Here is a 24,644-nt window from a genome sequence, read left to right on the forward strand (position 1 = left end):
CCGGTCTCAGGTCCGGGTCTCGCGCAGTTCGGCCGGTGCCGCGCCGGGACCGTCGATGATCAGGTCCTCGACCCGGCACGCCTCCGCGATGAGCAGCGCGTACAACGAATGCAGGAATTCCGGCGACATGTCGTTGCGGTGCGCGTAGGACTCGGCGCGGGCATGCACGACCTGCATCCGGCCCGGCTGCAGCATCGGGATGGCATGCCGCTGTTTCAGGTGCGCGATGCGGGCACAGATGCGCAGCCGGTCGCGAACGGTGTCGAGGAGCCGGGCATCGACCCGGTCGAGTTCGGTGCGCAGCCCGTCGAGCAGGTGGTCCGGTGCGGATTCGGCGGTGGCGCCCGCCGGGTGGTCGTTGCTGTTGTCCATTGCGTTTCGCCCCCTGTACCGCGTCCCGAAACCCCAGTGGGTCATTCCGTTTCGCGTCGTCCGAGGTCGCCGGTCCGAGAATCCGGCCGGTGTTCGATCATGATGACACGCGGGCGGAGCCGCTGTCGGCGTTTGATCTATTTGTGCCGTGCGTGCAACACGGCCGACCCGGCAGGACGCGCACCGCCCCCTCGGTACGCAGGAGGCCGCCCCCGGGACGGATCCCGGGGGCGGCCTCGTGCGTACCGGTCGACCCGGTGTCAGGCGCCGCGCCGCTTGGTCTTGAGCAGTTCGAGACGCTCCTTGAGCAGCTCGTCGAGCTCGTCGATGGAGCGGCGTTCGAGCAGCATGTCCCAGTGGGTGCGCGGCGGCTTGACCTTCTTCGCCTCCGGTGCCGCGCCTTCGACCAGGGTGCCTTCCAGGCCGTTCTTGCAGATCCAGGTGCCGGGGATCTCCGCCTCGTCGGCGAACGGAACGTCGAACTCCTCGCCGTTGTCACAGCGGTAGCGGGCGATCCGCCGCGGCGCCAGATCGTGGTCACGGTCGGTCTCGTAGCTCACCGCCCCGAGCCGGCTGCCTCGCAGTACACGATCTGCCATGGTGGTGTCCTCTCTTGTGTGCTCCGCCCGGTGCGCTCGCCTCCGGGGCGAACGCGCGTCCACAGTGCGGTCGACATCGGCGGATGCCGGCCACTTCTGTCAACGCACACGCGGTCGAATCGGTTCCCGACCGCCCCGCGGTCGTGGGCGCGGGTGAGTCTACCGCCCCGGCCGCGGTGGCTCCGGCGGGCGGTAGGGTGTGCGGCCATGACCGGACGTACCCGTGAACCGGAGAACTGCCTCTGGTGTGGCCGTCCGGTCGCCGACGCCCCGCTCGGGCGGCGCCGCCGCTATTGCCGCCGGTCGTGCCGCCAGCGGGCCTACGAACAGCGCACCCTCACCCGGGAAGCGGGCCTGCCGGAGGACGCGGTGGTCCTGACCGCCGAGGAGGCGAGCGCCGTCGCCGACCGTGCCTTCGAGGTGCGGTGCGCGGCCGAGGACGTCGCGACCGCGGTGGGTGAGGGCGCCGGTCCGGCGGAACTGGCGGCCCTGTGCGACGAGCTGGTGCGCCTGGCCCGCGCCGCCGAACGACTCCGCTGAGCCGGCCGCCTCAGGCGAAGAACGCTCCCATCGTGTACACCACCTGGCAGAAGGTGCCGTCGACGTACTGCACGGACCCGAACAGCGCCGACAGCACCGGGCCGGTGCCGGTATCGAGGGTCTTCGACAGCTGCGGCACCCCGCCCACGGTGTCGTCGAGGGTGTCCACGCCGCCTCGGAAGTTCTCCATGTTCAGCCACACGAACTTCAGGTCGGCCCGCGCGGGCAGGGTGGGGATCGTGGGGGAGACGAAGATCTTCAGCTGGCCGATCTGCACCGGGGGCACCGCGTTGGGGCCCGGCTGGGCCCAGCCGGTGGTCATCGCGTACGGGGTGAAACCGCCGCCGCAGCCGAGCCCGAACGTGGGGGCGGGCTGCATGAACGGCTGCGGGGTGTTGCGCGGGGGCGGCTCGAACAACGCCGGGCTGCGGGCCGCGTCGAGCAGCGACTCCACCGCCCGCAGCGCCTCGGGGGACTCCGCGGCCGCGGCGGCGCGCAACGCGTCCGGCGGCAGCCCCGGGGGGTCGGGTTCCGCGACGGCGTGAGCGGGCACGGCCACCGCTGCAGCGACCGCGGCCGCGGCGGTGAGCGAACGAACGGTCCATCGGCGCTGCTGCATCCAGAGCTCCTCGAGGATGGGACGGGCACGGGCGACGGCGTGGTCGGCTCGACAATAGGGGGGCCGGGGCCGGCGCGGGCCGTTTCCGGAAACCGGACCGAAAAGCGGGTCCCGAAACCGTGATTCGAGCGCATCCGGTGACCGGAGCGCGATGGAACGGTAACAATCTCCCGTCGATCCGCCGTCGAGACGGCCACGGACCCCCGCCCAGGTCTCGACTCGGGAACGATGCGGCCCCGGGGGTCGATTTTTCGCTCCGGTTTCGGGTCGGGACGTCGGCGCGGTGGTCTAGCTTGAGGGAGCGCCCGCTGTCACATCTTCGAGGGCGCGGACGATCGAAGGGGTGAGGGCTACAGCCACGTCGATCCGATCGAGAGGTTTTCCTGCACGGTGCCGGGGGGTGCCAGGACATCACTGGAATCACTTTCGTGAAGGGGAGTTCGTTGCAAGAGCGGCTGCACATTCCGCCCGGGGCCTTCGCGTTGTCGTCCGCCCAGCGTTCGATCTGGGTCGCGCAACAGCTGGCACCCGAGGTCCCCGTCTGCATCGCCCAGTACGTCGACCTGTCCGGAGACCTCGATCTGGATCTGCTGCGCGCCGTCGCACACGAGGCCGCTCGCGAGTTCCAGTCGCCGTACCTGCGCGTCGTCGAGGTCGACGGCGAGCCCTACCAGTACGTCGATCCGGACCTCGACCGCAGCGACGTCCCCCTGCTCGACTTCTCCGATGCCCCGGACCCGATGACCGCGGCGCAGCAGTGGATGAACACCGACTACGCCACCCCGGTCGATCTGGCCCACGACCCGCTGGTGAACATGACGATCCTGCGGATCGGCGAGCGACGACACCTGTGGTACAGCCGGATCCACCACGTCGCCCTCGACGGTTTCGGCGCCATGACGATGGTCAACCGGATCGCCGCCCTGTACTCGGCGGCCCACGAGGGCCGGGCCCCCGAACCACCCACCGCCGCCGACCTGTACGCCCTCTACCAGTCCGACCTCGACTACCGCGGTTCGGGCCGGTACACGAGCGACCGGGACTACTGGATCGAGCGGGTCGCCGGGCTCGAGGACGGATCGACCCTGGCGCGGCGGACGGCCCCGACCGCCGCGCGCAGCACCCTCGACAGCGTCACCCTGCCCGACGACCTGGTCGCGCGGTTGACCGACGCGGACGCCGCGAGCGGATCGTCGGCGGCCGCGACGGTGGTCGCGGCGTTCGCGTGCTACCTCTCCCGGATCACCGGCCGCGCCGACGTGATGCTCAACCTGCCGGTGTTCGCGCGGACCACCGTGGCGGCGAAGCGATCCGGCGGCATGCTCGTCAACACCGCGCCGCTGCACATCCGCCTCGAGGACGACGACACCCGCGGTGACCTGGTGCACCGCGCCCAGCTGGAGCTGACCGGTGCGCTGCGCCACCAGCGGTTCAGCCTCGAGGACATCCGCCGCGAGAGCGGCACCGCCGGCCGGGTCCACAGCTACGGCGGGCCGATGATCAACGTGATGCTCTTCCGGCAGGAGATCGCGCTCGGCCCCATCCGCGGCGAATTCCACATCATGACCTCGGGCCCGGTCGAGGACCTGCTGGTCAACATCTATCAGAGCGGCACCCCCGCCCGGACCTTCCTGGATTTCCGCGGCAACCCCAATCAGTACGAGCCCGGTGAACTGCGCGAGCACCACGGTCGCTTCCTCGAGCTGTTCACCGGGTTCCTGCGGGCCGAACCGGACACGCCGGTCGCGCGGATCCACCCCGCGACCGCCGCCGTCGCCGAGCGCCTGCGCCGCGACGCCGACCTCGAGCGGTTCTGGCGGGCCGCCCTGGCCGGGGCACCCGAACACCTCCAGCTGCCCACCGACCGTCGCCGCACCGGTCCGCGCAGCACCCCCGCCGCCGCCCGGCTCGACCTGCCCCTCCCCGCCGAGGTCGGGGACCGGGTGGGCGACCTCGCCCGGCGCCACGGCGCCACCGCCCCCGAGGTGCTGCACGCCGCCGCCGCGGTCCTCGTCGGCCGGCTCACCGCCGGCACCGACACCCTCGTCGGCCTCTCCGCCCCGGCCGGGGCGTTGCCGCTGCGGGTCCAGCTCGACGAGAACGAGCCGTTCGCCGAGCTCCTCGGCCGGATCACGGCGATCCACGCCGCCGCCACCGCCCACGCCGACATCCCGGCCGACCGGCTCGCCCGGTGCTTCGACGCCCAGCACGTGCCCGCCCTGCCGGTGCTGCTCGACCCCGCCGGCACCGCCGCCGACGGCGGCCTCGCGCACGCCGAACTCGTGCTGCACACCGCGACCGGTCCCGACGGCACCCACCTGCGGTGCACCTACGCCACCGACCTCTTCGACCCCGCCACCGCACGATCGTTCTGCGAACGTTTGCTGCGGGTGCTGGGCGCCGTCGTCGCCGACCCCACGGCGCCGGTCGGCAACGTCGACGTCGTCTTCCCGGAGGAAGCGGGGGAGCTGAGCCCGGTCCGCGGACTACCCGGAGCGTCCCCGCAGCTGTGGCCCGAAATCCTCACCGCGGTGGCCTCGCACGTCCCGGAAGCGAGCGCGATCGAGTTCGATGGCCGCACGATGACGTACGGGCAGCTCGACGCCTGGTCCAACCGGGTCGCCCGGGTGCTGATCGACGCCGGCGCCGGCCCGGAGACGTTCGTCGCCCTCGGCATCGCCCGATCCCTCGAATCGGTGGCCGCGATCTGGGCGGTGGCCAAGTCCGGTGCCGCGTACATGCCGGTCGACCCGACCTACCCGGCCGAGCGGATCGAGTACATGCTCGCCGACTCCGGGGCGGTGCTCGGTATGACCACCACCGCCCACCGCGACGGCCTGCCGGACGACGTGCCGTGGCTGGTCCTCGACGACGCGGAGTTCGTCACGGCGCTGGATCCGGTCCCCGACGGCCCGGTGTCGGACCTCGACCGCCGCGGCGCGCTGCACTTCGACCATCCCGCCTACCTGATCTACACCTCCGGCTCCACCGGTCGACCGAAGGGCGTGGTGGTCCCGCACCGCGGTCTGGCGAACCTGTGCGCCGAACTGCACGGCCGGCACGGCCCCACCCCGCACTCGCGGGTCTCGCACTTCTCGTCCCCGAGCTTCGACGCCTCGGTGTACGAGTACATGACCGCGTTCGCGATCGGCGCCACGCTCGTCGTGGTGCCCCCGACGATCTACGGCGGCGAGGAACTCGCCCGTTTCTTCCGGGAGCAACGCATCACCCATGCCTTCTCCACCCCCGCGGCGCTGGCCTCGGTCGACCCGGAGGGCATCGCGACCGAGTCGGTCACCGTCGCCGGCGACGCGTGCCCGCCCGAACTCGTCGCCCGCTGGGCCCCGGGCCGACGGATGTTCAACGCGTACGGCCCGACCGAGTGCACCATCGTCGTCAACATCTGCGGCCCGCTGACGCCGGCACCGACGATCCCGATCGGCACCCCCGTGCGCGGCACCCACGAGGTCGTCCTGGATTCCCGGCTGCGGCCGGTGCCGGTCGGGGTCGCCGGTGAGCTGTACATCGCCGGACCGGGCATCACCCGCGGCTACCGCCGCCGGCCCGGGCTCAGCGCCGAGCGGTTCGTCGCCGACCCGTTCGGGGCGCCGGGGGAGCGGATGTACCGCACCGGCGACGTGGTGCGCTGGCGCACCGACGGCACCGTCGAGTACCTGGGGCGTTCCGATTTCCAGGTCAAGGTCCGCGGGTTCCGGATCGAACTCGGCGAGATCGACACCGTCCTGACCGAGCACGACGATGTCACGTTCGCGGTGACGATCGGGCACACCGCCCCGTCCGGCGACACCGTCCTGGTGTCCTACGTGCTGCCGCCGGCCGGGCACACCGCCGAACCCGGCGCCCTCCTCGCGCACCTGACGCGGAGCCTGCCGGCGCACATGGTGCCCACGGCGATCGTCGTCCTCGACGCGATCCCGCTCACCCCCGTCGGCAAGCTCGACCGCCGCGCGCTGCCCGCTCCCGTGCTCGCGCCCGACGGCGGCACCTACGTCGCGCCGACCTCCGACGCCGAACGGACGGTGGCGCAGGTGTTCGCCGAACTTCTCGGCGTCGACCGCGTCGGTGTCGACGACAGCTTCTTCGACCTCGGCGGCAACTCGCTGATCGCCACCCGCGTCGTCGCCCGCGTCAACGCCGCCTTCGGCACCGACCTGGGGGTGCGGGCGTTGTTCGAGGCGCCGACGGTGCGGACCTTGGCCGCGCTGACCGCCGGCGCCGCCGCGAGCACCCGGACGGCGCTGGTGGCGGGACCCCGCCCGGACGTGCTTCCGGTCTCCGCAGCGCAGCAGCGGATGTGGTTCGTCAACCAGCTCGACACCACCTCCCCGGCCTACAACATCCCGATGGCGATCCGGCTGCGCGGCCGACTCGACCGCGACGCGCTCGCCGCCGCCGTCACCGATGTGCTCGCCCGCCACGAGGCCCTGCGCACCGAGTTCCCGGCCACCGCCGACGGACCCGTCCAGCGGATCCGCCCGGTCGAGCAGGTGCCCGTCGACCTCACCGCGACGACCGTCACCGCCGGGGAGCTGGCGCAGCGGGTGGCGGCGGAGGTGACCGCGGGGTTCGATGTGGCGGCGCAGGTGCCGGTGCGGGCGCGGTTGTTCGTGCTCGGTGACGAGGAGCATGTGCTGGTGTTCGTGGTGCATCACATCGCGGCGGACGGGGCGTCGATGGCGCCGCTGGCGCGGGATCTGATGACCGCCTACGCCGCCCGCACCCGGGGGCAGGACCCGGCCTGGACGCCGCTGCCGGTGCAGTACGCCGACTACGCGCTGTGGCAGCGGGAGGTCCTCGGCGACGCGGCCGATCCGGACTCGCTCACCGCCCGGCAGCTCGACTACTGGCGCACCACCCTGGCCGACCTGCCCGAGATCCTCGCCTTGCCCACCGACCGGCCCCGCCCGCCGCACCAGTCGTTCCGCGGCGCCACCGTCCGCTTCGACATCGGTGCCGAGCTGTACCGGGCCGTCGGCGACCTGGCCCGCACCCACGGCGCCACCCCCTTCATCACGGTGCACGCCGCCCTGGCGGTGCTGCTGGCCCGGCTGTCGGGCAGCGACGACATCACCGTGGGCACCCCCGTCTCCGGTCGCGGCGACCGCGCCCTCGACGATCTGGTCGGCATGTTCGTCAACACCGTGGTACTGCGCACCCCCGTCGACGCCGGGCACACGTTCGCCGAACACCTGACCCGCGTGCGGGACCGGGACCTCGACGCCCTCGCCCACACCGACCTGCCGTTCGACGCCCTGGTCGATGCCGTCCCCGGCCACCGGTCCGAGGCGTACGCGCCGCTGTTCCAGGTGATGCTGGCGTTCCAGAACAACGAGTCGGCCCACCTGCAGCTACCCGGCCTCACCGTCGACATCTCCGAAATCGACACCGGCACCACCAAATTCGACCTGCATCTGACCCTGACGGAGGTCCCCGGCCAGGACGGGGCCGCCCCCGCTCTCACCGGTGCCCTGTCGTATGCGACCGACCTGTTCGACGCCGGCACCGTCACCGCCCTCACCGAACGGTTCGTGCGGCTGCTCGCCGCCGTGACCAGCGCCCCGCACGTGCCCGTCGGCGACCTCGACCTGCTCGACGGCGCGGAACGCGAGCTGATCCTGCGGCGCTGGAACGCCACCGACGCGTCCCGCACCGCACACACCCTCGCCGACCTGTTCGCCCGGCAGGCCGCCCGCACCCCCGACGCCGACGCCGTCGTGTTCGGCGACGAGACCGTGACCTACGCCGACTTCGACGCCCGCACCAACCGGCTCGCCCGGCACCTGATCGCCGCCGGGGTCGGCCCGGACCGCCTCGTCGGCCTCGCGATGCGCCGCTCGGTCGAGCTGCTCGTCGGGATGTACGCGGTGATCAAGGCCGGCGGCGCATACCTGCCGCTCGACCCCGACCATCCCGCCGACCGGCTCGAATACGTCCTGGCCGACGCCCGCCCGGTGTGCGTGCTCACCACCACCGCCGACCGGACGCCGCTGCCCACCCCCGCGCCGGTCCTCGAGCTCGACCGGCTGGAGCTGAGCGGCGAATCCACCGCCGCCCTCACCCCGCAGGAGCGCCCCGCCCCGCTGACGGGTGACCACCTCGCCTACGTGCTCTACACCTCCGGCTCCACCGGCCGCCCCAAGGGCGTCGCGGTCACACACGCCGCGATCGTCAACCGGCTGCGGTGGATGCAGCACACCTACCCGCTCACCGCCGAGGACACCGTCCTGCAGAAGACCCCCTTCACGTTCGACGTGTCGGTGTGGGAGTTCTTCTGGCCCCTGCAGACCGGGGCGCGGCTCGTCGTCGCCGCGCCCGACGGACACCGCGACCCCGCCTACCTCACCGCCGTCGTCGAGCAGCAGCACGTCACCGTGGCGCACTTCGTGCCGTCCATGCTCGCGGTGTTCGTCGCCGCCACCGACGCGACCCGCTGCACGTCGCTGCGGCTGCTGTTCTGCAGCGGCGAGGCGCTGCCCCCGGCCACGGTCACCGCCGCCCGCGCGGCATTCCCCGCCGCCGCGCTGCACAACCTGTACGGGCCCACCGAGGCCGCCGTCGACGTCACCTCGTGGGCCTGCACCGACGACGACCTCGACGTCGTGCCGATCGGTGCACCGGTGTGGAACACCCGCGTCCACGTCCTCGACGCGCGGCTGCACCCCGTCCCCGTCGGTGCCGTGGGGGAGCTGTACCTGTCCGGCATCCAGCTCGCCCGCGGCTATGTCGGGCGCGGCGACCTGACCGCCGACCGGTTCGTCGCCGACCCCTTCGGCCCCCCCGGCACCCGCATGTACCGCACCGGCGACCTCGTGTCCTGGCGCCGCGACGGCAATCTGGTCTACCTCGGCCGCACCGACTTCCAGGTCAAGCTCCGGGGCCTGCGTATCGAACTCGGCGAAATCGAGCACGCGTTGCTCACGGACCCGGGCGTCGCGCAGACCGCCGTCGTGGTGCACCGGCCCGCCGGCGCCACCGACGGTTCCGACGGGGTGCTCGTGGCGTACGTGGTGCCCGAGTCCGACCGGACCGTCGACACCGCGGCAATGCTCGAGGCGGCCGCGGCCCGGCTGCCCGGCTACATGGTGCCCACCCACGTCGTCGTCCTCGACCGGTTCCCGCTCAACCCGAACGGCAAGCTCGACCGCAAGGCCCTGCCCGCGCCGGATCTCGCGGCCGGCCGGTCGACGGACCACGTCGCGCCGCGGACCCCGGTCGAGCAGGTGCTGGCCGAGATCTTCGCCGATCTGCTCGCGGTGCCGAGGGTCGGTGTGCACGACAACTTCCTGGAACTGGGCGGCAACTCCCTGCTGGCCATGCGGATGGCCGCGCGCATCGCCGCCGCCACCGGCACCGAGGTGGGCGTGCGCGACCTGTTCGACGCCCCCACCGTCGCGGCCCTGGCCGAGCGGCTGCGCGACCGCGACGCCGCGGCCCGGCCCCCGCTCGCCGCCGCCGCGACCCGGCCGGCGGTGGTCCCGCTGTCCCCGGCGCAGCAGCGCATGTGGTTCATCAACCAGTTCGACACGACGTCCCCGGCCTACAACATCGCCGTCGCGTTGCGCCTGACCGGGACGCTCGACCACGCGGCGCTGCGGGCCGCCGACGCCGACGTCGCAGCCCGGCACGAGACGCTGCGCACGCGCTACCCGCTCACCGACGACGGCCCGGTACAGGTCGTGCTGCCCGTTGCGGTGTGGCAGCCCGACCTCACCGTCACGCCCGTCGAGACCGAGGACACGGTGCCCGCGCACATCGACCGGATCGTCGGCACCGGCTTCGACGTCGCCACCGAGGTGCCGGTGCGGATCCGGCTGCTCACCCTCACCGACACCGACCACGTGCTGGTCCTGGTCGTGCACCACATCGCCGCCGACGGATTCTCGATGGGGCCGCTGGGGCGGGATCTGATGACCGCGTACGCCGCCCGCGCCGAGGGGCACGCCCCCACCTGGTCGCCGCTGCCGGTGCAGTACGCCGACTACACGCTGTGGCAGCACACCGTCCTCGGCGACGAGTCCGAGCCCGCCACCCTCGCCGCGCGGCAGCTCGCGTTCTGGCACGAGGAACTGTCCGGGGCACCGGAACTGCTCGAGCTGCCGTGGGATCGGCCGCGTCCGGTGCAGCAGTCCGGCCGCGGTGCCCGCGTGGCCTTCGAGATCGGCGCCGACACCCATCGCGGGATGCTCGCGCTGGCCCGCGCGCACGACGCGTCACTGTTCATGGTCGTGCACGCGGCGCTCACGGTGCTGCTGGCGCGGCTGTCCTCCAGCGACGACATCGTGATCGGCACCCCCGTCGCCGGCCGCGGCGACCGCGCCCTCGACGATCTGGTCGGCATGTTCGTCAACACCGTGGTGCTGCGGGCCCCGGTCGACGAACGCGAACGGTTCGACGCGCTGCTGCGGCGCATCCGGTCGGCGGACCTGGCGGCGTTCGGGCAGGCCGACGTCCCGTTCGAGCGGCTCGTCGAGGCCCTCGACCCGCCCCGGTCGACGTCCTACCCGCCCCTGTTCCAGGTGCTGCTCGAATTCCAGGACATCGAGCGCCCCGAGATCGCCCTGCCCGGCGCCACGGCCCGCGTGCTCGACCTCGATCCCGGCCTGTCCCCGTTCGACCTGCAGCTGTCGATCGCCGAACGGCCCGGACACGCCGGCATGCAGGCGGCGTTCACCTACGCCACCGATCTGTTCGACGCCGCCACGGTCGCCTCGTTCGCGGACCGGTTCGTGCGGATCCTCGACGCCGTCACCGCGGATGCGGCCGTGACGGTGGGGGACGTGGAGATCGTCACCCCCCGTGAATTCGCCGCCCTGGCCCCGGCGCGGGGCCGGCCCGCGGTCTCCCCGCAGCTGTGGCCCGAACTGCTGTCGTCGGTGGCGGCGATCGTGCCGGAGGCGGTCGCCCTGTCGTTCGAGGGCCGCACCGTCACCTACGGTGAGCTCGACGCGTGGTCCAACCGGCTGGCCCGGGTCCTCGTCGAGCACGGCGTCGGGCCCGAATCCTTCGTCGCGCTAGGGATTTCCCGGTCGATCGAGTCGGTGGCGGCGGTGTGGGCGGTGACCAAGTCCGGAGCGGCGTTCGTCCCCGTCGATCCCGGCTACCCGGCCGAGCGGATCGCCTACATGCTCGACGACTGCCGGGCCGTCCTCGGGCTGACCACCACCGCGCACCGCGACGTGTGGCCCACCGACTCGGTGCCGTGGCTGCTGCTCGACGACCCCGGCCTGCGCCGCGGGCTCGACGCCGTCTCGCCCGCCCCGGTCACCGACGACGACCGTCGGGCCCCGCTGCGGTACGACCATCCGGCCTATCTGATCTACACCTCCGGCTCGACCGGCCGCCCCAAGGGCGTCGTCGTCACCCACCGCGGCCTGACGAACCTCAACGCCGAAGTGCGCGAACACTTCTCGATCACCCACCGGGCCCGCGTGTCGCACCTGGCGTCGCCGAGCTTCGACGCGTCCCTGTTCGAGCTGACCAAGGCGTTCTGCGCCGGCGCCACCCTCGTCATCGTGCCGCCCACCGTCTACGGCGGCGAGGAACTCGCGCGCATCCTGCGCGAGGAACACATCACCCACGCCTTCGTCACCCCCACCACCCTCGCCTCCCTCGACCCCACCGGGCTCGACGAGCTGCGCGTGCTCGTCGTCGCCGGGGAGGCCTGCCCACCGGAACTGGTCGAGCGGTGGGCGCCGGGCCGGCACATGTACAACGGTTACGGCCCGTCCGAGGCCACCATCGAAACCAGCGTCAGCCCCGACATGCGTCCGGACACCACCGTCACCGTCGGCGGGCCCGCGATCGGCTTCCACGAAGTCGTCCTCGACGAACGACTGCGGCCGGTCCCCACCGGGGTCGCCGGTGAGCTCTACATCGCCGGCGCCGGCCTCGCCCGCGGCTACCATCGCCGCCCCGACCTCACCGCCGCCCGGTTCGTCGCCGACCCGTTCGGGGCGCCGGGGGAGCGGATGTACCGCACCGGCGACGTGGTGCGCTGGCGCACCGACGGCACCGTCGAGTACCTCGGGCGTTCCGATTTCCAGGTCAAGGTCCGCGGGTTCCGGATCGAACTCGGCGAGATCGACACCGTCCTCGCCGCCCACGACGACGTCGCCTTCGCGGTGACCATCGGGCACACCGCCCCGTCCGGCGACACCGCCCTCGTCGCCTACGTGCTGCCGGAGACCGGCCACCACGTCGACACCGCCGCGCTGCGCGGGCACGTCGCCGGGCAACTGCCGGCCCACATGGTGCCCGCCGCGGTCGTCGTCCTCGACGCGATCCCGCTCACCCCCGTCGGCAAACTCGACCGCCGCGCCCTCCCGGTGCCGGACCTGTCGGCCACCGGCGAATACCGCGCCCCGGCCACCGACACCGAGACCGTCATCGCCGAGATCGTCGCCGAGGCCCTCGGCCACGAGAAGGTCTCCGTCGACGACAGCTTCTTCGACCTCGGCGGCAACTCGCTGATCGCCACCCGCGTCGTCGCCCGCATCAACGCCGCCCTCGGCACCGACGCCGGCGTACGGGTGCTGTTCGAGGCCCCCACGGTGCGGACCCTGGCCGCCCGCATCCTCGACGACCACGCCGGCGGCCCCCGCATCCCCCTCACCGCGGGCCCGCGCCCGGACCGGATCCCGCTGTCCCCGGCGCAGCAGCGGATGTGGTTCGTCAACCAGTTCGACACCACCTCGGCCGCCTACAACATCCCCCTGGCGATCCGGCTGACCGGCCGCCTCGACCGGGCGGCGCTCACCGCCGCCGTGCACGACCTGATCGTCCGCCACGAAACCCTGCGCACCTGGTACCCGAGCGAGAACACCGGACCGGCGCAGCTGGTCACCGATCCCGCCCAGGCCACCCCCGACCTCGACCCGGTCCCGGTGTCCGCCGGGGAGCTGGCGCAGCGGGTGGCGGCGGAGGTGACCGCGGGGTTCGATGTGGCGGCGCAGGTGCCGGTGCGGGCGCGGTTGTTCGTGCTCGGCGACGAGGAGCATGTGCTGGTGTTCGTGGTGCATCACATCGCGGCGGACGGGGCGTCGATGGCGCCGCTGGCGCGGGATCTGATGACCGCCTACGCCGCCCGCACCCGCGGGCAGGACCCGGCCTGGACGCCGCTGCCGGTGCAGTACGCCGACTACGCGCTGTGGCAGCGGGAGGTCCTCGGCGACGCGGCCGACCCGGACTCGCTCACGGCCCGGCAGCTCGACTACTGGCGCACCACCCTGGCCGACCTGCCCGAAGTCCTCGCCCTGCCCACCGACCGGCCCCGCCCGCCGCACCAGTCGTTCCGCGGCGCCACCGTGCGCTTCGACGTCGAGCCCGAACTGCACCGCCGCCTCGCCGACCTCGCCGCCGCGCACGGCGCCACCGTGTTCATGGCGGTGCACGCGGTGCTGGCGGTGTTGCTGGCGCGGTTGTCGGGCAGCGACGACATCGCGGTGGGGACTCCGATCGCCGGGCGGGGGCATCGTGCCCTCGACGATCTGGTGGGCATGTTCGTCAACACCCTGGTCCTGCGCACCCCGGTCACCCCCGCGCTGCCGTTCACCGACCACCTCGAACGCACCCGCGAGGCCGATCTCGCCGCGTTCGGCCACGCGGACCTGCCCTTCGAGAAACTCGTCGACGCACTCGCCCCGACCCGCGCCACCGACCACGCCCCGCTCGTCCAGGTGGTCCTCGAGTTCCAGAACAACGAACGCGCCCACCTGCAGCTGCCGGACCTGACCGTCGACGCCCTCGACGCCGACGCCCCCGTCGCCAAGTTCGACCTGCAGCTGACGATGGGGGAGAACCCGACCGCCGGTCCCGACCCCGCCGGCATGACCGGTGCCTTCACCTTCGCCACCGACCTGTTCGACGCCGACACCGTCACCACCTTCGCCGAACGGTTCGTGCGGCTGCTCACCGCCGTCACCACCGACCCGGCCCGGCCCGTCGGCGACCTCGACCTGCTCGATCCCACCGAGCGACCCGCGCCCGCGCCCCGCGCCGGCCGGCACGCCGAGACCCTCACCGCCGTGTTCGCGCGGTCCGTCGCCGCCGGACCCGACACGGTCGCGATCACCGCCCCCACCGACCCGGCGACCCCGGCGCTGACCTACCGCGAACTCGCCGCGCGGGCCCGTCGCCTGGCCCGGGCCCTGGTCGCCCACGGAGCCGGACCCGACCGGCTCGTGGCCGTCGCCGTGCCCCGCTCCACCGACCTGATCGTCACCCTGCTCGCCGTCCTCGAGACCGGCGCCGGATACCTGCCCGTCGACGTGTCCTACCCGCCGGAGCGGCTCGCGTTCCTCTTCGACGACGCCCGGCCGGTGTGCATCGTCACCACCACCGCCACCACCGCCGCCCTGCCCGCCGGGGACACCCCGATGCTGCTGCTCGACACCCCCGACACCGCCGCCCGCCTCGCGGACCTGCCCGACGGCCCGCTCACCGACGCCGACCGGCTCGGTGCGCTGCACCCCGACCACACCGCCTACGTCATCTACACCTCCGGTTCGACCGGCCGACCCAAGGGCGTCGTCGTCCCGCACCGCAACGTCGTCACCCTCCTCGCCGAAACCCAGGGCCGATTCGGGTTCGACGAGCACGACGTGTGGACCATGTTCCACTCCTACGCCTTCGACTTCTCGGTGTGGGAACTGTGGGGCGCCCTCGCCTACGGCGGCCGCCTCGTCGTCGTCGACCACCACACCGCCCGCTCCCCGGAGGCGTTCCTCGACCTGCTGCGCCGCGAGCACGTCACCGTGCTCAACCAGACCCCCACCGCGTTCTACCAGCTGATCGAGGCCGACCGCGCCGCCGGTGACCACGCCCTGTCGCTGCGCTACGTCGTCTTCGGCGGCGAGGCCCTCGACCTCGCCCAGCTCGAACGCTGGTACCGCCGCCACCCGGACACCGCCCCGGCGCTGGTGAACATGTACGGCATCACCGAAACCACCGTGCACGTGACCCTGCAGCCGCTGGACCGGCAGTTCGCCGCGACCGCGTCGGCCAGCGTCATCGGCGACGCCATCCCCGGCCTGACCGTGCACGTCCTCGACCGGCGCCTGCACCCGGTGCCGCCGGGAGTGATCGGCGAGATGTACGTCTCCGGGGAACAAGCCGCCCGCGGCTACCTCGGCCGCCCCGACCTGACCGCCGCGCGCTTCGTCGCCGACCCGTTCACCGGACCGGGCGCCCGCATGTACCGCACCGGCGACCTCGCCCGCCGGCGCCGCGACGGCCGCCTCGAGTACCTCGGCCGCAGCGACTTCCAGGTGCAACTGCACGGTTTCCGCATCGAACTCGGCGAAGTCGAGGCGGCGCTGCTGCGCTGCCCGGGCGTCGCCCGCGCCGTCGTCGTGCTCCACCGCGACGAACGGGCCGCCGACCGCCTCGTCGGGTACGTGGTTCCGCAGACCGGCGCGACCGTCGACGTGGCCGCCACGCTCGAGCAGGTCGCCGGCGGTCTCGCCGCCTACATGGTCCCGGCCACCCTCGTCGTCCTCGACACCCTGCCGGTCACGGCCACCGGCAAGCTCGACCGCAGGGCACTGCCCGACCCCGACTTCGGTGCGCTGGTCACCGCAACCCGCGCCCCCGCCGGCCACCTCGAAAGGCAGCTCGTCGAGCTGTTCGCGCAGGTCCTCGGCCTCGACACGGTCGGCGTGGACGACTCGTTCTTCGCGCTCGGCGGGGACAGCATCATGTCCATCCAGCTGGTCTCGCGCGCCCGCGCCGCCGGGATCGAGCTGAGCCCCCGGGACGTGTTCGAACGCAAGACCCCCGCCGCGCTCGCCGCCGTCGCCACCCTCGGCGACGGCCCGGCCGTCCTCGCGGAGCTGCCCGGCCGCGGCGTCGGCGCCGTCCCCCTGACCCCGATCGTGCGGTGGATGCTCGAACGCGGCGGCAGCATCGACCGCTACTCCCAGGCCGCGCTGCTGCGGCTGCCCGCCGGGCTGGACCGCGCCACCCTGACAGCCACGCTGCAGGCGGTGCTGGACCGGCACGACATCCTCCGCGCCCGCCTCGTCCCCGACGTCGACGACCCCGCCGGAGTCGGCCTGCAGGTCCGCGGACCCGGCGCGGTCACCGCCGACACGCTCATCCACCGCGTCCCCGTCACCACCGCCGCCGACACCGACGACTTCTTCGCCCTCGCCGCCGCCGAACTCGACGCGGCCGCCGACCGGCTCGACACCGCCGCCGGAATCCTGCTGCAGGCAGTATGGTTCGACGCCGCCGCCGGCTCCGGGCGCCTGCTGCTGGTTGTGCACCACCTCGCCGTCGACGGCGTGTCCTGGCGCATCCTCGTCCCCGACCTCGCGGCCGCATGGGCCGCCGCCCGCCACGGCACCGCGATCGAGGACACCCCCGCCGGCACCTCCGTGCGGCGCTGGGCGCACGCCCTCGTCGACGCCGCGCACCGCGCCGACCGTGTCGCCGAACTCGACCGCTGGACCACGATCCTCGACGGGGACGACCCGCTGCTCGGGGACCGTCCCCTCGACCCGGTCGTCGACACCAACGCCACGGTCCGCACCGTGGCCACCGACCTGCCCGCCGACGTCACCGCCGCGCTGCTGACCACGGTGCCCGGCGCGTTCCACGGCACCGTCAACGACGGCCTGCTCACCGCTCTGGCACTGGCGGTCACCGCCTGGCGCCGCGACCGCGGAACCGTCACCGACGACGTGCTGATCGGCCTCGAAGGCCACGGCCGCGAGACCGCGGTCGCCCCCGGCGCGGACCTGTCCCACACCGTCGGCTGGTTCACCACCATCCATCCGGTCCGACTCGACCTGAGCGATGTCGACCTGCCGGACGCGCTCGACGGCGGCGACGCTGCCGGCGCGGCCGTCAAGACCGTCAAGGAACAGCTCGCCGCCGTCCCCGACCACGGCATCGGGTTCGGCCTGCTGCGCTACCTCAACGCCGACACCGCCGCCCGGCTGCGCACCCACCCCGCCCCGCAGATCAGCTTCAACTACCTCGGTCGTCTCACCCCGGCCGTCGCCGACACGGACACCCCGTGGCTCCCGGTCGACGCCTTCGACCGGGGCGGCGCGCAGAGCCCGGACATGCCGGCCGCTGCGGTCGTCGACATCAACGCCGTCACCGTGCCCACCCCCGACGGGCCCGTGCTGCGCGCCACCTGGTCCTACCCGCAGCACCTGCTCGCCGACACCGACGTCGCCGCCCTCACCGAGCGGTGGGCCGCCGCCGCCGCCGCCCTCGCCCGGCACGTCCACCGCCCGCACGCCGGTGGCCTGACCCCGTCCGACGTGCCTCTCGTCGCCCTCGACCAGCCCGCCCTCGACCGCCTCGAACGCCACTACCGCGGGGCCGGCCACGACGGCGGCCTGGCCACCGTGTGGCCCGTCGCCCCGCTGCAAACCGGGCTGCTGTTCCACGCCCTGCTCGCCGAGCAGTCCGCCGACGCCTACGTCGTCCAACTCGTCCTCGACCTGCACGGCACCGTGGACCCCGACCGGCTGCACCGCGCCGCGCAACTGCTGCTCGACCGCCACCCCAACCTGCGGGCCGCGTTCGCCGACGACGGCTCCGGCGGCTTCGTGCAGGTCGTGCCCGCCCGCGTCGACCTGCCTTGGACGGTGCTCGACCTGACCGGACTCGACGATCCGGACCGCCAGGCGGCACGCCTGCTCGACGAGGACCGCCGCACCCGCTTCGACACCGCCGTCGCCCCGCTGCTGCGCGCCACCCTCGTGCGGGTCGCCGTCGACCGGTACCGGCTGGCCCTGACCAACCACCACATCCTGCTCGACGGCTGGTCCACCCCGCTGCTGGTCAAGGACCTGCTGTTGCTCTACGCCACCGACGGCGACACCGCGGCCCTGGGCCGCCCGCGCAGCTACGGCGACTACCTGCAGTGGCTGGCCGGGCAGGACACCGACGCCGCCGCGGACGCCTGGGCCCACGTCCTCGCCGGCCTCGACGAGCCCACCCTGCTCGCTCCCACCCACCGGCCCGGCCGCACCGCCGCGGTCTCGCAAGACCTCGACCTGGACCTTCCGGGCGGGCTCGCCGCGCGCCTCGACGCCGTCGCCGCCGACCGCGGCGTGACCGTCAACACCGTGGTGCAGACCGCATGGGCGCTCGTGCTCGGTGCGCTGACCGGCCGCGACGACGTCGTCTTCGGCGCCACCGTCTCCGGCCGGCCCCCGCAGGTCACCGGAATCGAGTCGATGGTGGGACTGTTCATCAACACCGTCCCGGTCCGGGTCACCGTGCGCCCCGCCGAGACCCTCGGCGCCCTGCTCGACCGGGTACAGGCCGAGCAGGCGGCCATGCTCGACCACCACCACATCGGTCTGAGCGCCATCGAACGCCGGGTCGGCGCCGCCGCCGGCTTCGACACCCTCACCGTGTTCGAGTCCTACCCCGTGGACCGGGCCGGTCTGACCGAGGACACCGACATCGCCGGGATGCGGGTGGCCGGGATCAGCGGCCACGACGCCACGCACTACCCGCTGAGCATCGTCGCCCACCCGGCCGGCAGCGGCGACACCGCCACCCTGCACCTGCGGCTGAAGTACCTGCCCGAGGTGTTCGACCGGGCGACCGTCGAGACCGTCGCCCACCGCGTCGAGAAGGTCCTGACCGCCCTCGCCGGCGATCTGCACGCCCCGGCCGCGGCCGTCGACGTGCTCGTCGGCGACGAACGCGCCGCCCTGGCCCCCGTCCGGGGTCCCGTCGGCGGCACCACCCGCACCCTGCCGGAGGTGTTCGGCGCGACCGCCGCCGCGCACCCGGACGCCGTCGCGATCGTCGACGGCGCCGCCCGGTGGACCTACCGCCGCCTCGACGACTGGTCCACCCGTGCCGCGCGGATCCTGGCCGACCTCGGCGTGGGCCCGGAAACGTTCGTGGCCCTGGGGATTTCACGGTCGCTGCATTCGGTGGCCGCGATGTGGGCGGTGACCAAGACCGGTGCCGCGTTCGTGCCCGTCGACCCGAACTATCCCACCGACCGCATCGCCTTCATGCTCGCCGACAGCGGCGCCGCCCTCGGGCTGACCACCGCCGCGCACCACGACACCCTGCCCGGCACCGTCCGCTGGCTCACCGTCGACACTGACGACTTCGCCGCCCGGCTCGCCGCCACCCCGGCCGGCCCCCTCGGCGACGCCGACCGCCGCGGCCCCCTGCGGCTGGACCACCCCGCCTACCTCATCTACACCTCCGGTTCCACCGGCCGCCCGAAGGGTGTGGTGACCACCCACCGCAGCCTCGAGAACTTCGCCCTCGACCAGCGGGAGCGGTTCGGGGCCGGGCCCGGCGCGACCGTCATGCACTTCTCCTCCCCGAGCTTCGACGCCTCGATCTTCGAGTACCTGCTCGCGTTCGGCTCCGGCGCCGCCCTCGCGGTCGTGCCGCCCACCGTGTACGGCGGCGAGGAACTCGCCCGCGTCCTGCGCGAGCACGGCGTCACCCACGGCTTCATCACTCCCGCCGCCCTCGCCTCCCTGCCCGCCGCCGACCTCGACGCCTTCGTCGACCTCGCCGTCGGCGGCGAGGCGTGGCCGGCCGAACTACGCGACACGTGGGCACCGGGCCGACGCATGGTCAACGCCTACGGCCCCACCGAGACCACGATCATGGCCGCGATCAGCGCCCCGATGACCGCCGCCGGACCCATCACCCTCGGGGGCCCGCTGCGCGGTGTCCGCGCCGTCGTCCTCGACGCCGCCCTGCGCCCCGTGCCCGCCGGCGTCGCCGGCGAGCTGTACCTCGGTGGCCTCGGCCTGGCCCGCGGCTATCACGCCCGCCCCGACCTGACCGCCGCCCGGTTCGTCGCCGATCCGTTCGGGGCGCCGGGGGAGCGGCTGTACCGCACCGGCGACGTGGTGCGCTGGACCGACGCCCTCGAACTGGAATACGTGGGCCGCTCCGACTTCCAGGTCAAGGTCCGCGGGTTCCGCATCGAACTCGGCGAGATCGACGCCGCGTTGTGCAGTCACCCGGACGTCGCGTTCGCCGCGACCCTCGGCCACACCGCGCCCTCCGGGGAGACCGTGCTCGTCGCCTACGTGCTGCCCACCCCCGGCCACGGAATCGGCACCGACGCCCTGCGTGCGCACGTCGGCGACCGGCTGCCCGCGCACATGGTGCCCGCCGCGGTCGTCGTCCTCGACGAGATCCCACTCACCCCGGTCGGCAAACTCGACCGCCGCGCCCTGCCCGCACCGGACCTGTCCGGCGGCAGCGGGGACTACACCCCACCGGCCGACGGGCTCGAATCCGCCGTCGCCGGGGTGTTCGCCGATGTCCTCGGCCTCGACCGGGTCTCGGTGACCGACAACTTCTTCGACATCGGCGGCAACTCCCTCGTCGCCACCCGCGCCGCGTCCCGTCTCGGCGCCGCCCTCGGCGTCGACCTCGGGGTACGGGCCCTGTTCGAAGCGCCCACCGTCCGCGCCCTCGCGGCCCGGCTGGCCGCGACCCCGGGCGCCGAACCGGCCACCGGTGCCGGCCCGGTCCGCCGCCCCCGCCCGGACCGCATCCCCCTGTCCCCGGCCCAGCAGCGGATGTGGTTCGTCAACCAGTTCGACACCAGCTCCCCGGCCTACAACATTCCGCTCGCGATCCGGCTGACCGGTCATCTGTCCGTCGCCGCGCTCGACACCGCCGTCCGCGACGTCCTGGCCCGGCACGAGAGCCTGCGCACCGTCTACCCGGCCGGTCCCGACGGGCCCGTGCAGCGGATCCTCGACGCCGACGACGTCGGTCTCACCGTCGACGTCGTGCCCGCGACCGAGGACACCGTCCTCGCCGCCGCCGCGGAGTTCGCCGCCACCGGATTCGACATCACCGTCGACGTGCCGCTGCGGGCACGGGTGTATGCGCTCGGCCGCGACGAGCACCTCGCCGTCCTCGTCGTCCACCACATCGCGGGGGACGGTTTCTCCACCGGGCCCCTCGCCCGCGACCTGATGACCGCCTACCAGGCACGCACCCGCGGCGACGCTCCCGCCTGGGCGCCGCTCGACGTGCAGTACGCCGACTACACCCTCTGGCAGGTCGACCGCCTCGGCGACGCCGCCGTCCCCGGCTCCCTCGCCGCCACCCAGCTCGACTACTGGCGCACCGCCCTCGCCGGTCTGCCCGAAGTCCTCACCCTGCCCACCGACCGGCCCCGGCCCGCCCAGCAGTCCTTCCGCGGCGACGTCGTCCGCTTCCCCGTCGACGCCGCCCTGCACGAACGCCTCACCCGCCTCGCCGCCGCGCACGGCGCCACCGTGTTCATGGCGGTGCACGCGGTGCTGGCGGTGTTGCTGGCGCGGTTGTCGGGCAGCGACGACATCGCGGTGGGGACTCCGATCGCCGGGCGGGGGCATCGTGCCCTCGACGATCTGGTGGGCATGTTCGTCAACACCCTGGTGCTGCGCACTCACGTTCCCGGACAGCTCACCTACGCCGAGCTGCTCACCGCCGTCACCAGCACCGACCTCGACGCCTTCGCCCACGCCGACGTCCCCTTCGAACAGGTCGTCGAAACGGTCGACCCGGCTCGTTCCACAGCCCACGCGCCGCTGTTCCAGGTCTCGCTCGAATTCCAGAACACCGCACGTCCCCGCCTCGAACTGCCGCACCTGACCGTCAGTGGGGTGCCGCTCGACCCGACGGTCGCCAACTTCGACCTCGAACTCCTCCTCGGCGAGAACCACGACGACACCGGCGCCCCCGCCGGCTTCGACGCCGCCCTCGTCTACGCCACCGACCTGTTCGACGCCGACACCGTCACCGCCTTCGCCGCCCGGTTCGTCCGCCTCCTCGACGCCGTCACCGCCGCCCCCGACACACCCGTCGGTGACATCGACCTCGTCACCGCCGAGGAGAGCCGCGCCCTGGCCCCCGCCCACGGCCCGCACACCCTCGGCACCCGGGTGTGGCCGCAGATCCTCGCCGACGCCGTCGCCGTCGACCCGGACGCCCTCGCCGTCGTCGACGGGCCCCGCCGCGCCACCTACCGCGAACTCGACGCCCACTCGAGCCGCCTCGCCCGGATGCTCGTCGACTACGGCGTCGGCCCCGAGACCGTCGTGGCCCTCGGTCTGCCCCGCAGCCTCGACTCCGTGACCGCCCTGTGGGCCGTGACCAAGACCGGCGCCGCATTCGTGCCCGTCGACCCGAGCTACCCGCGTGAACGCATCGAGTACATGCTCACCGACAGCGGCGCCGCCCTCGGCCTCACCGTCACCGCCCATCGCGACGAGCTGCCCGCCACCGTGCCGTGGTTCGCGCTGGACTCCGCCACCACCGTCGCCGAACTCGCACCGTACTCACCCGAACCCCCGACCGACGCCGAGCGCACCGCCCCCCTCGACCCCGATCATCCCGCCTACCTGATCTACACCTCCGGGTCGACCGGCCGCCCCAAGGGCGTCGTGCTCACCCACCGCGGCCTGTCCGACCTCGCCGTCGAGGAACACCTGCACCTCGACGTCCGGCCCGGCAGCCGCGTCTCGCACCTGGCCTCGCCGAGCTTCGACGCCTCGGTGTTCGAACAGATGATGGCCCTCTCCGCCGGTGCCGCCCTCGTGATCGTGCCCCCGGCCGTGTACGGCGGCAGCGAGCTCGCCGAGGTCCTGCACACCGAGCAGGTCACTCACGCGTTCATCACCCCGACCGCGCTGGCGTCCCTCGACCCGGACGCCGTCGACAGTGTGGGGGTGCTCCTCGTCGCCGGGGAGGCCTGCCCACCCGAACTCGTCGCCCGCTGGGCCCCCGGCCGCCGCATGGTCGACGCCTACGGCCCCACCGAGGCGACCATCATGACCTCCATCAGCGATCCCCTGGCGCCGGGTGAGCCCGTCACCATCGGCCGCCCCACCCGCGCCTTCCACGCCGTCGTCCTCGACGCCCGGCTGCGGCCGGTGCCCGTCGGCGTCGCCGGCGAGCTGTACGTCGCGGGACCGGGCCTCGCGCGGGGCTATCACGCCCGCCCCGACCTGACCGCCGCCCGGTTCGTCGCCGATCCGTTCGGAGCTCCGGGGGAGCGGCTGTACCGCACCGGCGACGTGGTGCGCTGGACGAAGGACCACAACCTCGAGTACGTCGGCCGTTCCGACTTCCAGGTCAAGGTGCGCGGGTTCCGCATCGAACTCGCCGAGATCGACGCCGCGCTCACCGGGCACCGGGACGTGGTGTTCGCCCACACCGTCGGCCGCACCGCCCCGTCGGGGGAGACCGTCCTCGCCTCCTACGTCCTACCGGCCCCCGGCGCTGCCCCCGATCCCGCCGACATAAAATCATTTGTGGCACACCAGCTTCCGTCCCACATGGTGCCAACGGCTGTGGTCGTGCTCGACGGGATCCCGCTCACGCCGGCCGGCAAACTGGACCGGCGCGCCCTCCCGGAGCCGGACTTCGCGGCGCTCGGCGGCACCTACCGTGCCCCGGCCACGGAACTCGAGCGCACCGTGGTGGGGGTGTTCGTCGACTACCTCGGCCTGGATCGGGTCTCGGTCGACGACAACTTCTTCGACCTCGGCGGCACCTCGCTGCTCGCCACCCGGATGCTGCCGGCGCTCGGTGAGCGTCTCGGGCGGCCCGTGCCGCTGCACTCGATCTTCACGCATCCGACCCCCGCCGGCCTCGCGGCCCATCTGAGCGGTCCGCAGGACCGCGCCGGCATCGACGCGGCGCTGCAGGTACTCGTACCGCTGCGCGACGGGACCGGCGCGCCGCTGTTCTGCGTCCACCCGGCCGCCGGGTTGTCGTGGGCCTACGCGCCGCTCGCCCAACGCGTCGGCGGTGACCGCCCCGTCTACGGGCTCCAGTTGCCCACTCTCAGCGGTGGTCCCGCCCCGGAGTCGGTCACCGCGCTGGCCGAGCGGTACGTCGAGGAGATCCGCCGCATCCAGCCGCACGGCCCCTATCACCTGCTCGGCTGGTCGCTCGGCGGGGTCGTCGCCCACGCCGTCGCCGTGGAGCTGCGCCGGGCAGGGGAGCGGGTGGACACCCTCGCCCTGCTCGACAGTCACCTCAGCGTCCGCGGCGCCGGCTCGGTCGGGGTCCGCGACATGCTCCGCGATCTGGGTGTGCCGTTCGACACCGAACAGGAGCCGACCTACGAGCAGGCGTCGGAACTGCTCGATGCGGCGCTGGGCGGCGACACCGGCCTGACGGCCGCGCACCTCGAGCGGATCCACCGGGGTTCGGCCGCCGCGTTGCGGGCGGCCCGCCGGCACGCGCCCGCCACCTTCGACGGGGACGTGCTGTTCTTCACCGCCGTCCGGTCCGCCGCCCCGGTCGCGGCGGTCGCGGCGTGGCACAACGTGGTGTCGGGGGAGATCCACCAGTACCGGATCGACTGCGATCACCACGAGATGGTGTCCCCGCACGCGGTCGAGGCGATCGTGCAGGTCCTGTCGGCGCGGCTGGCGGACCCGGCGGTCACCGGCGCGGGCCCGCGGAACTGACACCGCCGTCCGGACCGCATCATCTTTCCGCCACCGGGCTGCTCATGCGATCCGCCG

5 protein-coding genes are annotated in these 24,644 nt (G+C 73.5%); 2 read left to right on the plus strand and 3 right to left on the minus strand.

Translation table 11 applies throughout. From position 1 onward, the window contains the following. Nucleotides 1-6 precede the first annotated feature (6 nt). Both AC2IPW_RS12775 and AC2IPW_RS12780 read right to left on the minus strand, forming a co-directional pair. The gene (locus tag AC2IPW_RS12775) at nucleotides 7-372 is read right to left on the minus strand and encodes a chorismate mutase (RefSeq protein WP_003937242.1); all 366 of its coding nucleotides are present in this window, start codon (nucleotides 370-372) and stop codon (nucleotides 7-9) included. Between the two features lie 260 nt (nucleotides 373-632). After that, a complete protein-coding gene (locus AC2IPW_RS12780) occupies nucleotides 633-971 on the minus strand; it encodes an RNA polymerase-binding protein RbpA (RefSeq protein ID WP_003937243.1) in 339 nt (112 codons plus the stop codon). Nucleotides 972-1,178: 207 nt separating this feature from the next. On the opposite strand from AC2IPW_RS12780, the gene AC2IPW_RS12785 reads away from it, so the two are divergent. Beyond that, entirely contained in the window at nucleotides 1,179-1,511 is a 333-nt protein-coding gene (locus AC2IPW_RS12785) for a hypothetical protein (RefSeq protein ID WP_003937244.1), read from the plus strand. A gap of 10 nt (nucleotides 1,512-1,521) precedes the next feature. Here AC2IPW_RS12785 and AC2IPW_RS12790 read toward each other — a convergent pair whose 3' ends face one another. Beyond that, nucleotides 1,522-2,130, minus strand: coding sequence for a hypothetical protein (locus tag AC2IPW_RS12790; RefSeq protein WP_003937245.1), 609 nt, complete (start codon nucleotides 2,128-2,130; stop codon nucleotides 1,522-1,524). 443 nt (nucleotides 2,131-2,573) lie between these two features. On the opposite strand from AC2IPW_RS12790, the gene AC2IPW_RS12795 reads away from it, so the two are divergent. After that, on the plus strand, nucleotides 2,574-24,587 hold the full coding sequence (locus AC2IPW_RS12795) for a non-ribosomal peptide synthase/polyketide synthase (protein ID WP_486376961.1): 22,014 nt from the start codon (nucleotides 2,574-2,576) through the stop codon (nucleotides 24,585-24,587). Nucleotides 24,588-24,644 lie beyond the last annotated feature (57 nt).

It is taken from the genome of Rhodococcus sp. NS-SX18 (genome assembly GCF_057367935.1).